The following is a 12,674-nucleotide window of genomic DNA, read 5'->3' on the forward strand; positions in this document are numbered from 1 at the left end:
TTGTTCACTGAGGTTCGATGAGATGGACGGGGCTTCAGAGACCGACGACGGGGGCCATGAGCAGGACGCCGGTGACCAGGACCGCCACGCCGAGCACGTCGAAGACGAACCCGCTCCGGAGCATTCTCGTCATCGGGACCAGTCCGGAGCCGTACACGATCGCGTTGGGCGGAGTCGACACCGGCAGCATGAAGCCGTACCCGGCGGCCGCGGCCGCGACGAGGCCGGGAACCAACGGGTTGACGCCGACGGCCACCGCGATCGGCACGACGATGGGCACGACGATCCCGGCGCTCGCCGTGTTGCTCGTCGTCTCCGAGATGACGAGTCCGGCGACCGCGGCCAGGATGGTGATGGCCGTCAAGGACGAGACGCCGAACCGATCGGCTAGCGCGCTCCCGAGCGTGTCGGCGAGCCCGGTCTCCGACGACAGCGATCCGATCACGGTGCCCGCGCCGAAGAGCAGGATCACGCCCCAGTCGATCTTGGCGGCCTCGGGCCAGCTGAGCGTCGCCGCGCGGCGACCACCGGGGCCTGCGGACTCCCGGCCCAGGGGCAGCAGGAAGAGCACCGTCGCGGCGAAGATCGCGGCGACGCCCTCGGTGACGTGCTCGTGCAGCCACGTCACGATCCCGTTGTCGTCACCGAGAATCAGGCTCGCGACGCCCGGGGCTGTCCACAGGAGCACGGCGAGCGCGAACGCGACACACGTGTTCAGCTCACCGCGGGAGAACCGGCCCAGCTCCGTCCGCTGCCGGACGACGTACTCGCGCGCACCGTCGAGTGTGCTGACCTCGGGCCGGTTGAGCCGGAGCAGCACCAGGCACAGGACGACGAACATGACCAGCACGATCGGCGCGAACAGCAGCACCCACTCCACGAAGTTGATGGTGAGGCCGGTCTGTTCCTCGATCAGGTCGCGGCCGATGAGCTGGTGCGGCGCGCCGATCGGGGTGAGCAGGCCGCCGATCGACGCGCCGTAGGCGATCACGAGCATCAAGGCGACGGCCCAGCGGGAGTGGCGCAGGTCCTGGCCGCCGTTCTCCTGGCTGATCGCACTCACGGCACCGACGATGCCGAGGCCGATGGGGAACAGCATCGCGACGGTGGCGGTGTTGGAGATGAACGCCGAGATCACCATGGCCATGGCGCCGAAGCCGATCACCGTGCGGGCAGGGGATCGCACGACCGCTCCCACCGACAGGACCCGCAACGCGATGCGCCGGTCGAGGCCGTGCACGGTCATGGACCGCGCGATCACGAACCCGCCGAGGAACGTGAAGATCGTGTCGTTGCCGAACGCGCCGAAGACCGTGTCCTCGTCGGCGACTCCGAGGAATACGCACAGCACGATCGCGAGGAGTGCGGTCGCGGCCAGCGGGATCGCCTCGCTCACCCACCAGACGACGACCAGCGCGAGGACGCCGGCGAGTGCTCGTTGTTCCCACGGCAGTCCACCCGTGGTCAGCAGCACGACAGCGAACAACACGGGCCCGAGCACCAGCCCGGCCTGCCCTCTGATCGCGTCGAAACGGTGCTGCCGGTCCGCCGCCGGCGGTGCCGCGTCGTTGCGGTCCCGAGTCTTCATGCGCCCTCCATTGGGTGCCCACGATGCGATATTGCGTTTCGTATTACGGGCACCTTAGGCGGTGGGCCGCCGCCCGCGCAAGCTCGGGCGCAGGGGCGCATCGTTAGGCTGAGCACCGTGAACGCAGGGGAAGACGCCGTGGACGACACCGCCGGGCGCGCGTCCGGAGTGCAGTCGATCGACCGTGCCGTGGCCATCCTCACGGCGTTCTCTCGAGCGCGTCCCGTGATCGGGATCAGCGAACTGGCCAAGCACACCGGACTGTCCCGGGGCACCACCCATCGCCTCGTGAGCGCGCTGGCCGCACACGGCATGCTCGCCCAGGTCCCGGACTCCAGCGCGTACTCGCTCGGCCCCCGCCTGCTGGGGCTGTCCGAGGCCGCCCGCGACCAGTTGTCCCTGGACGTCCAGGCCCGCCCCGTGATGACCTGGCTGCGCGACCGCACCGGCGAGACGGTGGGCCTGCACATCCTCGACTCGCTGCCGAGCCGCCGGACCATCGCGCAGGTGGAGTCGCTGCAGGCGTTGCGCCGGACCTACACCGACCTCGGCGCCGCGAAACCGCCGTACCAGGGCGCGCCCGGCAAGCTGCTGCTCGCCCACGCGCCGGAGGACGTCTCGGCAGGCGTGCTCGCCGAACTCGAGCGCTCCGACGCGGACATCGCCGCCCGACTGAAGGACGAGTTCGCCGACATCCGGCGGGACGGCTACGCCATCTCGCTGCAGGAGCGCGTCCCCGGCGTCGTCGCCGTGGCGGTGCCGGTGTGGGACCACACGAACGCGGTCGTGGCGGCGTTGAGCGTGTCGGTGCCCGCGGTGCGCGCCGGCCGGGAGGAGCTGGTGGCCATGACACCGGCCATGCGGGAAGCCGCGGCGACGCTCTCCTCACGACTCGGGCACAGTCCACAGGAGAACGCGCGCTGACTCACGACGCGGCGTCGAAGCGCTCCTGGAGGTCCTTGCGCGCCTGTCGAGTCACGGCGTGTAACGATCGCCTTGATCGACACGACGGGGTCGATGCCGCGCCCACGTGGGCGCGCATACTCGCGAAAGTCATCCATGAGCATTCCCTCCGCCGTTCGCCCTGCCCGCAATCCACACACCCGCCGGGGCAAGGGGCGCGAATCCACGACCGCCATCGCGATGCTGGCCGGCGCTCTCGCCCTCCTGACCGCGTGTGGCGGTACCCCTCGGACCACCGATGCCCCTCGGCCGACGACACCCGGCCAGGCCGCCGCCGCAGACAGTCCACCGACCACCACGGAGTCGACCTCATCCAGCGAGTCGGTCGACGCCTCCGCGACCGAGGCCGGCGATGCGACGAACGCCTTGACCGGAAACGCGCTTGGCGACGTCGGCCGAGCGTTCACCCTCTCCCCGCCGGGGGAAGAAACCGGCGGCCCCGGCACGACCATTGTCACCCTCACGGAGATCTCGCGCGGCGAACCTGCCTTCGACGGCGAGCCGACCGTGCGGGTCTCCACAACCGTCGAGACCGGAAGCGACGACGCCGTGAACGAGGAGGTGCTCTACTCGTACTTCTGCGACTCGGCGGGCAGCATGGACCCGGACACCGGCGAGGAACTCGACGGCCAGGGCGGGATGATGGTCAGCGAGAATCCTCCCGCCAGGTTCGGCCGGAACATGACCTACTCCTGCACATTCGACGTGGTCGGACTGCACGACCACGGCCTGCTCGTCCTCGGCGACGGCTGGTCGCAGGGCATCGAGTTTCCCTACGACCTCCGCTGACTCACGACGCGGCGTCGAAGCGCTCCTGGAGGTCCTTGCGGCCGCGGTCGGTCAGCGCCCCGAACAGGCGCAGCCGTGCCATGCCGCCGTCGGGGTAGATGTCGAGCCGCACGTGGGTCGCCTCGCGCGCGGCCGGCACGACGAACCGGTGCCGTGTGTCGGGCTGCAGCCGCGTCGTGGGCAGCAGCTCGAACCACGCGTCCCGGTCGTCCATGGCGGCAACCGCGTCCACGTCGGACGTTCCGGACAGGGAAGCCCAGCCGGGGGCGTTGCCGCGAAGGTTGCTGGTGTCCAGCTCCGCGAACCGGACGACGCCGGCGCCGGCGAGCCGCACGATGGCCCAGTCGTTGCCGCCGTCGCGCCTGCGCGCCGTCTCCCAGCCCTCGGCCTGGTTCGCCGCGAGTCCCGCCGCGAGCAGGTTGTTCGGCGACGAATAGAACATGTCACTGCACCCGGTACACACCGCGCCGTTCTCCAGCGCCGCCAGGTCCAGCGCGTCGAGGTCCAGCAGCGCCGGGTCCGGGATCACCTCGCCGTGCACGCGCAGCCGCGCGATCCCGCCGTCCGGATGCATGGTCAGCCGCACGTGGGTGTAGCGGCGCGGCGAGCCGACGGGGAAGAAGTTCTCCGCGTGGCCGGACACCGGCTGCCGCGCGACCAGCGTGTCCCACTCCGCCTGCGCCACCTCGGCCGCGCTCGGATACCCGGGCAGCGCGCACGCCTCCACCGACACGAACGGCGGGTAGTTGCCCTTGAAGAACGCCGTGTCCACGACGACACCCGAGATCACGCCGGGCAGGCCGAGCCGGACGATCGCCTGGTCGTCACCGGGTTCGCGATGCCGCCGCGTCTCCCAGCCGTCGTAGACCTGCCCCTTGGGACCGAACGTCTCCGGCTGGTGACGCGGCGTCCACGGGTTGATCAGGTTCTCCTTCTCGGCGAACAGCTCGTCGCTGGCCCACATGACGGTGCCTCCGGACCGCCGCGACGCCAGATCGGTCAGTGCTGTCCACTCCGGACGATCGGTCACCATGCCTCCTGTGTCGTGCACCCGGACCCGTGTTGTGCGGAACACCCGCACCCGGCTGCCCGGGTCATCGCGCATCCCTGGTCAGCAACCTGCCGTGGGGCTCGTCGCCGGTGATCCGCCTGCCGCGCAGCCAGGTGGAGTGGACCACACCGGCCAGCGGCCTGCCGTGGTAGGCACTGACGGGGTTACGGTGGCGCAATTTCGCCGCGTCCACGACGAACGCCTCGTCGGGCGCGAACACGCAGAAGTCGGCGTCGAATCCCTCGGCGAGACGGCCCTTGCGGCGCAACCCGGCCTGTTCGGCCGGCCGCTGCGCCATCCAGCGCACCACGTCGGTGAGCGTGAACCCGCGCTGCCGCGCGCCCGTCCACACTGCGGGAAGACCGACCTGCAGGCCCGCGATGCCACCCCACGCCTGACCGAAATCGCCGGTGTCGAAGCGCTTCAGCTCGGGCGTGCACGGCGAGTGGTCACTGACCACGCAGTCGATCACGCCGTCGGCAAGCCCCTGCCACAGCCGCTCCCGGTTACCCGCCTGCCGGATCGGCGGGCAACACTTGAATTGCGTGGCGCCGTCTCCGATCTCCTCGGCCGTGAAGCTCAGGTAGTGCGGGCACGTCTCGGCGGTCACCGCCACACCGTCCCGCCGCGCGCGCTCGATGAGCGGGATCGCCTCCGCCGAGGCGAGATGCAGGATGTGCACGCGGGCACCGGTTCGTCCGGCCAGCTCGATCACGCGCGCGATCGCGGTGGTCTCGGCGGCCGGGGGCCGGGAGCCGAGGAAGTCGGCATAGCGCGGGCCGTGCGGCGCGGGTGCGTGCTCAATGGTGTCGGCGTCCTCCGCATGGACGATGAGCAGGCCGTCGAAGCTGCTCAGCTCGCGCATCGCCGCCTCGAGTCCGGCGTCGTCGAGAGGCGGGAACTCGTCGACGCCCGAGTGCAGGAGGAAGCACTTGAAGCCGAACACGCCCGCGTCGTGCAGCGGCCGCAGCTCGGCCCGGTTGCCCGGTACCGCGCCGCCCCAGAACCCGACGTCGACGTGCACGCGCCCGAGCGCCGTCTTGCGTTTGACCTCCAGTGCGGCGACGTCGACCGTAGGCGGCAGGCTGTTGAGCGGCATGTCGACGATCGTGGTGACCCCGCCCGCCGCGGCGGCGCGCGTCGCGGTCTCGAAGCCCTCCCACTCGCTGCGGCCGGGGTCGTTGACGTGCACGTGCGTGTCGACGAGTCCGGGGAGCAGCACGACGTCGTCGCCGAGCTCCACCACCCGCTCGGCCGGGATCTCCGCGTCGTAGGGCTCGACGGTGGCGATCCGGCCACCGGACACGCCGACGTTGCACGCCGTCTCGCCGTCGGGGGTGACGGCCCGGGGTGCCCGGATCACGAGGTCCATCCTGCTCATCTCCCTATTCTGCGAGCGCCACGACCGATTCGGCGAACCGCACCGCGGCGGCGACCGGATCGACCACCGGTACACCGACGGCCGCCCGCACCGCGGGCGCCATCCCCGCCATGCCACCACACCCCAGCACGACGACGTCGGCGTCGGCTCGCTTGGCCACGTCGGTGACCACCGCGAGCGCGTCCTCGCGGCGTCCGACGAGCTCCGGCACCCCGAGCCCGGTCGGCAGCACCCCGGCGCAGCGGCCGTCGAGGTGCAGCGCGTGCAGCCGGTCCTCGACCACCGGCACGGCCTCCTCGGTCGAAGTCACCACGGCGTAGCGCCTGCCGAGCAGCTGGGCCAGCGCGGGCCCGCACTCGGTGATGTCGAGCACCGGCTTGCCGGCGAGCTCCTGCGCGGCCTCCTGGCCCGGCTCGCCGAAGCCGGCCAGCACGATCGCGTCGGCGTCCTGCCCGAGCTCCTCCACGCGGTCGAGCACGCCCATCGCCGAGCGCAGCACCTCAGGGCGGCCGCTGAGCACGACGGGGCCCGAGGCCGGGGCGGTCGCCACGACCTCGGTGCCCGGTGCGGCCGCGCCGGCGGCGACCGCGCCGATCAGCTCGGTGCAGGCCTCGACTCGGTTGGGGTTGACGACGAGGATGCGCAACTGATCACCTCACTGGGCAGGGGCGCCACGCGAATCGTCGCGCTGCGCCGGTAATAGATCACTCCGGCGATGACCACCCCGAGCACCCACGAGAACGGGGACACGACGGAGAACGCCGGCACGAGGGCGAGCACGCCCGACACCACGGCCGCGGGGACGAACGCCTGCAGCGCCACCGGGTTCACGCCCCGGCGGTAGTAGTAGGCGCCCGCGGGCTCGGCGGTGAACAGCTCGTCCAGGTCGATCCGGCCGCGCCGGACGAAGTAGTAGTCGACGAGCAGGATCGCGACCAGCGGGGCGAGGAATGCGGCGAGGCCGCCAAGGAAGTAGTTGACGACGACGGGGTTGGAGTAGAGCTCCCACGGCATCACCAGAATCGCCAGGACCGCGCTGATGAGCCCGCCGCGCTTGAAGGTGAGGTACTTGGGCGCGAGGTTGGCCAGGTCGTAGGCGGGCGAGACGAAGTTGGCGACGATGTTGATGCCGACCGTCGCGGTGATGAACGTCAGCGCGCCGACGACCGTGACCCACGGGTTGTCGATCCGCGCGACGATCTCCACCGGCTCGGTGATCGCCTCGCCGAACACCGCGATCGCGCCCGCGGTGGTGAGCACGGAAGCCAGCGCGAACAGCGAGAAGTTCAGCGGCAGGCCCAGCAGGTTGCCGACCCGGTAGGCGCGATGCGACGTGGTGAACCGCGCGAAGTCGGCGTAGTTGAGGATCAGCGTCATGAAGGTCGCGATCGTCAGCCCCACGGCGGCCACGCTCTGGTGCAGCTGCTGCCCCGGCGAGAGATCGGTGAGGCTGTCGGTGAGCGAGATGTCGAAGTCGGCTTTCACGAGCAACCAGCCCGCGAGGAACAGCATGATGACCCACACGAGCGGTCCGGTGGCCCAGTCCTGGACCTTGCGGATGGTCTCCATGCCACGCGACAGGATGACGAGCTGGATCAGCCACATCAGACCGAACGCCGCCCAGCCCACTGTGGACAGTCCGAGCACGTCGTTGGTGGTGTAGGGCCGCAGGCCCGGCCACAGCTGGACGGCGAGCACGACAAGCGCCACCGAGGCCAGCCAGGTCTGGATGCCGTACCAGGCGATGGCGATGATCGCCCGGACGAGGGCGGGGATGTTGGCGCCGTACACGCCGAAGCTGACCCGGGCCAGCACGGGGAACGGGACGCCCGTGCGATGCCCGGCATGCCCCATGAGGTTCATGCCGGCGTAGACGATGGTGATGCCGACGAGCAACGCGAGAAAGACCTGCCACGCGGTGAGACCGAGCACGAAGAGGCCGGCGGCGAAGGTGTAGTTGCTGATGGCGTGGGTGTCGGCCATCCAGAGCGCGAAGATGCTGTAGGTGCCCCACGTGCGCTTGCCCGCGGGTGCGAGATCGGCGTTGTACAGGTGCGACGCGTAGGAGTGGGGTACTGCCGGACGGTGCTCTGCTGTCGTGCGTGCGGGAGTGGCCATCGCCGTCCTCCGGGCTCGGGTGTGTTCAGCGTAGCGAGAGTGAAGCTATAACTGAACAGTTCGTGAAGGGTTTCCTTCACGTAACAACCCGCCCCAGCGGTGTAACAGCCTCGTAGACTGGCCGCATGCTCCCCGGCGCGCCGCCCGACGACGAGGAACTCGGGGCCCGGATCCGGGCACTCCGCCTCGAGCGCGGAATGTCGCTGCGTGCGCTCGCCACCGCACTCGGCATCAGTCCGAGCGCGCTGTCGCAGATGGAGCGCGGCAAGATGCGGCCGTCGGTGACCCGGCTGTTTCAGATCGTGTCGATCCTTCAGGTGCCGCTGGCCGCGGCCTTCGGCGAGGACGTGCCGGCACCGGCGGCGGCCGAGCCGGTGGAGGTGAAACCCGACGAGGTGGTTCTCGCCCGGTCCGGCGACGTCCCCGCGCTGTCGCTGGGGCACGGCGTGGAGTACCGCAGGCTGACGCCGGTGCCGATCCCGGGGGTGGAGATCTTCGAGTCGGTGTACCCGCCGGGGTCGAGCTCGAGTCAGGACGCCGAGTACCTGCGGCACAGCGGCCACGAGATGGGCAGCGTGCTCTCCGGAACGCTCACCCTCGACATCGGCTTCGAACGCTACGAGCTCGGCCCAGGCGACTCGATCCGGTTCCCCTCGACCACGCCGCACCGCATCCGCAACACGGGCGACGTTCCCGCCGTCGCGGTGTGGGTCAACCTGCCCTAGCCCGCGAACTCACGGGGCCGGTTCGAATTCCACCACGTTGTCCAGCGCGGTACCCATGGCGGCGTTGGCCTCCCGCTCGATCATGATCTCCACGAGCACGGGCCGGCTCGTGCGGTCGGCCTCCTTGCGCGCCCACTCCAGCGCCTGCCGGATCTCGCCGGGATCCAGCACGCGCGTGCCCGAGCAGCCGTAGGCCTCCATGATCTTGACGTTGTCCGTGCCGCGCTCGTCGTAGTGCAGGTCGACCTGGAAGTTCATCTCGTAGCCGCGCTCGGCCTGCCGGATGAGACCCAGGTACTCGTTGTTCAGCATGATGAGCACGAACGGCACGTCGTACTGCGCGGCCACCGCGAGCTCCTCGACGAGGAACTGGAAGGAGTAGTCGCCGACCACCCCCACCACCTCGGCGTCCGGGCGGGCCTTCTTGACGCCGATGGCCGCCGGGATCTCCCAGCCGAGCGGACCCGCCTGCCCGCACACCTGGTAGTGCCGTGGCTTGTGCGCGCGCTGGAACTGGCCCGACCAGATCTGGTACAGCCCGATCGCGGTGACGAAGTAGGCGTCCTCGCCGTAGAACTCGTTGATCTCCTTGAACACCCGCGGAGCCTTGATCGGGATCGAGTCGAAGTCCTCGCGCCGCGGCAGCTCGCGTTTGAGTTCGGCGATGCGGTTGACCCACACCGGCACCCCCGGATCGATCGGCGCGCCCCGATCGTCGATCGCCCGCAGCAACGCCGTGAGGAACGCCCCGGTGTCCGACACGATGCCGAGGTCGGGACCGAAGACCTTGCCGATCTGCGTCGGCTCGATGTCGACGTGGACGAACTTGCGCTCGCCCCGGTAGACGTCCAGCGCGCCGGTGTGCCGGTCGCCGAAGCGCGCGCCGAGCGCGAGCACGAGGTCCGACTCGAGGAACGCCGCGTTCGCCCACCGCTGGGAGGTCTGGATCCCGGCCATTCCGGCGAAGAGCGGATGGTCCTCCGGGAAGCTGCCCTTGCCCATCAGCGTGACGCCGACGGGCACACCGAGCCGTTCGGCGACGGCGCGCAGGGGTTCGCTCGCCTCGCCCAGCACCACCCCGCCACCGGCCAGGATGAGCGGCCGGCGCGCGGCCAGGAGCATGTCCAGTGCGCGCTCCACGCGCGCGGGCGACGGCGTGGGCACGGTTACGGGGAACGGCGCGTCGATGGCCGGGTCCCACTCGATGCGTTCCTTCTGGACGTCGAGTGGCAGGTCGATGAGCACCGGGCCGGGCCGGCCCGACCGCGCGATCCGGAACGCCTCACGGAAGATCCACGGCGCCTGCGCGGCCTCCTTCACCTGCACCGCCCACTTCGTCACCGGCTTGGCGATCTCGACGATGTCCACCGCCTGGAACGCCTCCTGGTGCAACTTCGTCGACACCGCCTGCCCGGTGATGCACAGGATCGGGATGGAGTCGGCCTGCGCGGTGTAGAGCCCGGTGATCATGTTGGTGCCCGCCGGACCGGACGTACCGATCGCGACCCCCACCTTGCCGGTGGTGCGCGCCCAGCCGTCGGCCATGTGCGTGGCGCCTTCCTCGTGCCGGACCACGAGGTGGTCGATGGCGCTGCCCTGCATCGCCTGGTAGAGCGGGAGAATCGCCGCGCCGGGGCAGCCGAACGCGGTGTCGACGCCCTCGGAGACCAGCACGTCGACGACGGCCTGCATTACGGGAACCTTCGCCATGGCACGCCCCTCACCCTCGGCCGGAGAGTTGCTCGGTGACCTTCAGCAGTGCGGAGTGGTCGAGCGAGCCGTGACCCATGGCGCGGGCCGCGGCGACGAGCTGGGCGACGAGCCCGGTCATCGGCAGGGACACGTCGGCCTGCCGGGCCGCGGCGATCGCGATGCTCATGTCCTTGTGGTGCAGGTCGATGCGGAAACCGGGCTCGAACCGGCGCGCCACCATCGACTCGCGTTTGAGGTCGAGGATGCGGTTGGCGGCCAGCCCGCCCGCCAGCACGTCGAGACCCGTCTTCGGGTCGACGCCGGAACCCTCCATGAGCACGATGGCCTCGCTCACCAGCGCGTAGATTCCGCCGACCACCAGCTGGTTGGCCGCCTTGACCACCTGGCCGGCGCCGTGGGGTCCGACGTGGACGATGGTGGTGCCGAGCGCGGCGAACAACGGCTTGGCCGCCTCGAAGTCGGCCGCCTCGCCCCCGACCATGATGGACAGCGCGGCCTGCTTCGCACCTGCCTCACCACCGGAGACGGGTGCGTCGAGCACCCGGATGCCCTTCTCCGCCGCGGCGGCCGCCACCTGGAGCGAGGTCTCCGGGCGGATCGTGCTCATGTCGGCGAGCAGCGTGCCCGGCTTGGCCGATTCCAGGACGCCGCCCGCGCCGAGGACGACCTCTTCCACCTGCGGGTGGTTGGGCAACATGGTGATGACGACGCCGGCGCCCTCGACGGCGTCGGCGACCGATGTCGCGGCGTGCCCGCCCGCGGCCACGAGTCGCTCGACGGCCCCGGGCACCACGTCGTACCCCGTGACGGTGTGGCCCGCGCGGACCAGGTTGGCGGCCATCGGGGTGCCCATGATCCCGAGGCCGATGAATGCGACATCTCTGACCGGTGTCATGACGCTGCCCTTCGCTCGCGCGGCAGCCAGTCGAACGACGACTCGCTGTCGCTGGTCGGCTTGTACTCGAGGCCCACGTAGCCGCGGTATCCGGCGGCTTCGAGCGCGGCCAGGTGACCGTCGAGGTCGACCTGCCCGCTGCCCGGTTCGCCCCGGCCGGGGGCGTCGGCGATCTGGACGTGACCGATGCGCGCCGTGTGCTCGGCGATCACGGAGTCGACGTCGTCGCCGTTGACGGTGAGGTGGTAGAGATCGGCCAGCAGGGTGAGGTTGGTCCTGCCGACCTTGTCGATCACGGCGAACGCGTCGGCCGCCGTGTGCAGCGGGTACTGCGGCGCCGCCGACAGCGGTTCGAGCACCACGGTGGCGTCGAGCGCGGCCGCCTCCTCGCACACCCAGTCCAAGGTGGACAGTGCGAGCTCGTCCTGCGCGGCCGGCTGGACGCCGGGGAGCCGGTTGCCGTACAGCGCGTTGAAAGTGCGGGTGCCGAGCCTGCGCGCGATGTCGAAGGCGACGGCGACGCTGTCGCGGAACTCCCACTGCCGCCCGACCCAGGAGATCAGCCCGCGGTCGCCCGCGGGCATGTCGCCGGCGAAGAAGTTGAGCCCGACCAGCCGCACGCCCGCGTCGGTGACGGCGGAGACGAAGGCGTCCACCTCCGCGTCGCTCGGAACAGCGGTCGAGCCGAAGGGCCACCAGAACTCGATCGCGTCGAAGCCCGCGGCCTTGGCCGCCGCAGGCCGTCGCAGCACCGGCAGTTCGGTGAAGAGCATCGAGAGATTGACGTCGTAGCGCAGGCCGTGGCGCGCGCCCGATTGACCGCCCATGGAACCACACTTCCGATCCACGTTGATCCGACGATATTTCGTAATGTGGAACTTTGTTTTCGTACTATGACAGTAACGGTGTCATCCTGGACTCGTCAACGGGCCCGCGGGGAGATACGTTGCAGGCGTGGAGCTGGAAGCCGAGTTCACGAGCGAGCCGTTCCGGGGCGAGGGGGAGCCGCCTGCCCACGCCGTCAAGGCCCGTGAAGCCGCCGAGCTCGCCGGCCTGCGGACAGAGTTCGGACCCCTGGGCACGTCCGCCCGCGGCGACGCCGACGCCGTGCTCGGCGCCCTCCCCGCGATCGCCCGCGCCGCGCTCGACAGTGGCGCGACCCGGCTCACCCTGCGCGTCCAGCCGCCCGGCAGCACCGCCACCGACCGCCAGGAGACGGGCAGCGTGCTCGACGGGATGGTCCGCGAGGTCGAGGCCGAACTGGGCAGCACGCTGGCCGAACTGGACCGTCCCGGCAAGCAGCGCGCCGTCCGGCTGCTCGAGGAACGCGGCGCCTTCCAGCTGCGGAAATCCGTGGCGGCGGTGGCCGAACTGCTCGGTGTCACCCGCTTCACTGTCTACAACTATCTCAACCGCGGCTGACGAGAATTCAACAAAATGTTGACTCGGCA

The 12,674-nt window shown here is 70.5% G+C and carries 12 protein-coding genes; 4 read left to right on the forward strand and 8 right to left on the reverse strand.

Annotation, left to right across the window (positions count from 1 at the left end):
* Positions 1-34 precede the first annotated feature (34 nt).
* Positions 35-1,588, reverse strand: coding sequence for an SLC13 family permease (locus tag ACFSZT_RS25485; protein WP_377384858.1), 1,554 nt, complete (start codon positions 1,586-1,588; stop codon positions 35-37).
* Between the two features lie 117 nt (positions 1,589-1,705).
* Between ACFSZT_RS25485 and ACFSZT_RS25490 the strand changes: the two genes are divergently transcribed.
* Positions 1,706-2,512, forward strand: a complete 807-nt coding sequence (locus tag ACFSZT_RS25490; RefSeq protein ID WP_377384856.1) for an IclR family transcriptional regulator — start codon at positions 1,706-1,708, stop codon at positions 2,510-2,512.
* Between the two features lie 135 nt (positions 2,513-2,647).
* Entirely contained in the window at positions 2,648-3,340 is a 693-nt protein-coding gene (locus ACFSZT_RS25495) for a hypothetical protein (protein ID WP_377384854.1), read from the forward strand.
* Position 3,341: 1 nt separating this feature from the next.
* On the opposite strand, the gene alc is transcribed toward ACFSZT_RS25495, so the two are convergent.
* From alc to ACFSZT_RS25515, 4 genes are all read right to left on the reverse strand, one after another.
* Positions 3,342-4,373 (reverse strand): allantoicase, encoded by a 1,032-nt coding sequence (gene alc, locus ACFSZT_RS25500; RefSeq protein ID WP_377384852.1) that lies wholly within the window; start codon positions 4,371-4,373, stop codon positions 3,342-3,344.
* 61 nt (positions 4,374-4,434) lie between these two features.
* Entirely contained in the window at positions 4,435-5,763 is a 1,329-nt protein-coding gene (gene allB, locus ACFSZT_RS25505; RefSeq protein ID WP_377385252.1) for an allantoinase AllB, read from the reverse strand.
* Between the two features lie 13 nt (positions 5,764-5,776).
* A complete protein-coding gene (locus ACFSZT_RS25510; RefSeq protein ID WP_377384850.1) occupies positions 5,777-6,418 on the reverse strand; it encodes an aspartate/glutamate racemase family protein in 642 nt (213 codons plus the stop codon).
* On the reverse strand, positions 6,367-7,890 hold the full coding sequence (locus ACFSZT_RS25515) for an NCS1 family nucleobase:cation symporter-1 (protein WP_377384848.1): 1,524 nt from the start codon (positions 7,888-7,890) through the stop codon (positions 6,367-6,369). The genes ACFSZT_RS25510 and ACFSZT_RS25515 overlap by 52 nt, the downstream gene beginning before the upstream one ends.
* 125 nt (positions 7,891-8,015) lie before the next feature.
* Here ACFSZT_RS25515 and ACFSZT_RS25520 point away from each other — a divergent pair, with 125 nt between their 5' ends.
* Positions 8,016-8,615 (forward strand): cupin domain-containing protein, encoded by a 600-nt coding sequence (locus ACFSZT_RS25520; RefSeq protein ID WP_377384846.1) that lies wholly within the window; start codon positions 8,016-8,018, stop codon positions 8,613-8,615.
* Positions 8,616-8,624: 9 nt separating this feature from the next.
* Here ACFSZT_RS25520 and gcl read toward each other — a convergent pair whose 3' ends face one another.
* The 3 genes from gcl to ACFSZT_RS25535 are packed head-to-tail and all read right to left on the reverse strand — an operon-like array spanning position 8,625 to position 12,050.
* Positions 8,625-10,325, reverse strand: coding sequence for a glyoxylate carboligase (gene gcl, locus ACFSZT_RS25525; RefSeq protein ID WP_377384844.1), 1,701 nt, complete (start codon positions 10,323-10,325; stop codon positions 8,625-8,627).
* Between the two features lie 10 nt (positions 10,326-10,335).
* A complete protein-coding gene (locus ACFSZT_RS25530) occupies positions 10,336-11,223 on the reverse strand; it encodes a 2-hydroxy-3-oxopropionate reductase (RefSeq protein WP_377384842.1) in 888 nt (295 codons plus the stop codon).
* On the reverse strand, positions 11,220-12,050 hold the full coding sequence (locus tag ACFSZT_RS25535; protein WP_377384840.1) for a hydroxypyruvate isomerase family protein: 831 nt from the start codon (positions 12,048-12,050) through the stop codon (positions 11,220-11,222). Before ACFSZT_RS25535 ends, ACFSZT_RS25530 begins: the two co-directional genes overlap by 4 nt.
* 127 nt (positions 12,051-12,177) lie before the next feature.
* On the opposite strand from ACFSZT_RS25535, the gene ACFSZT_RS25540 reads away from it, so the two are divergent.
* The gene (locus tag ACFSZT_RS25540) at positions 12,178-12,645 is read left to right on the forward strand and encodes a helix-turn-helix domain-containing protein (protein ID WP_377384838.1); all 468 of its coding nucleotides are present in this window, start codon (positions 12,178-12,180) and stop codon (positions 12,643-12,645) included.
* The last annotated feature ends 29 nt before the right edge of the window (positions 12,646-12,674 follow it).

Origin of the sequence: Prauserella oleivorans (genome assembly GCF_042685745.1) — a bacterium.
In the GTDB taxonomy this organism is placed as follows: domain Bacteria; phylum Actinomycetota; class Actinomycetes; order Mycobacteriales; family Pseudonocardiaceae; genus Prauserella_A; species Prauserella_A oleivorans.

Bases quoted from the DNA above. Each gene is read 5' to 3' on its own strand.
- ACFSZT_RS25515 (WP_377384848.1), bottom strand. From the start codon at position 7,890: ATGGCCACTCCCGCACGCACGACAGCAGAGCACCGTCCGGCAGTACCC.
- allB (WP_377385252.1), bottom strand. From the start codon at position 5,763: ATGGACCTCGTGATCCGGGCACCCCGGGCCGTCACCCCCGACGGCGAG.
- gcl (WP_377384844.1), bottom strand. From the start codon at position 10,325: ATGGCGAAGGTTCCCGTAATGCAGGCCGTCGTCGACGTGCTGGTCTCC.
- ACFSZT_RS25485 (WP_377384858.1), bottom strand. From the start codon at position 1,588: ATGAAGACTCGGGACCGCAACGACGCGGCACCGCCGGCGGCGGACCGG.
- ACFSZT_RS25530 (WP_377384842.1), bottom strand. From the start codon at position 11,223: ATGACACCGGTCAGAGATGTCGCATTCATCGGCCTCGGGATCATGGGC.
- ACFSZT_RS25535 (WP_377384840.1), bottom strand. From the start codon at position 12,050: ATGGGCGGTCAATCGGGCGCGCGCCACGGCCTGCGCTACGACGTCAAT.
- ACFSZT_RS25520 (WP_377384846.1), top strand. From the start codon at position 8,016: ATGCTCCCCGGCGCGCCGCCCGACGACGAGGAACTCGGGGCCCGGATC.
- alc (WP_377384852.1), bottom strand. From the start codon at position 4,373: ATGGTGACCGATCGTCCGGAGTGGACAGCACTGACCGATCTGGCGTCG.
- ACFSZT_RS25495 (WP_377384854.1), top strand. From the start codon at position 2,648: ATGAGCATTCCCTCCGCCGTTCGCCCTGCCCGCAATCCACACACCCGC.